Source organism: Pseudomonas sp. K5002 (assembly GCF_013386655.1).
In the GTDB taxonomy this organism is placed as follows: Bacteria; Pseudomonadota; Gammaproteobacteria; order Pseudomonadales; family Pseudomonadaceae; genus Aquipseudomonas.
The window spans coordinates 1-375 of the sequence record NZ_JACARK010001756.1; the positions used below are offsets into that span (position 1 = coordinate 1).

The window sequence follows — 375 nt, forward strand, 5'->3', positions numbered from 1 at the left end:
GGCGAAGTACCGGCGTGCAACCTGGCGGTGGTGAACTGGACCAACGAGGAGGGCGCGCGTTTCCAGCCCAGCCTGATCGGCAGCAGCGTGTTCACCGGTGACCTGGCCCTGCAGGACGCCTGGGCCTGCCGCGATGGCGATGGCATCAGCCTCAAGCATGCGCTGCAGCAGATTGGTTATCTGGGGGAGGGCCGCGTCGAGCTGGACGTCGCCGGTTATGTGGAAATCCACGTCGAACAAGGTGATGGCCTTGAGCGCGACGGGCTGGCCATCGGTGTGGTGCGCGACACCTGGGCCGCCCTCAAGCAACGGATTCGGTTCATCGGTGAACAGAACCACACCGGCCCTACGCCCATGGCCGCGCGCAAGGACGCC

General features: G+C 66.1%; 1 pseudogene. It reads left to right on the forward strand.

Annotated elements, in window-relative coordinates:
• A pseudogene (locus HX846_RS39115) lies at window positions 1-375 on the forward strand (M20/M25/M40 family metallo-hydrolase); the annotation flags it as partial.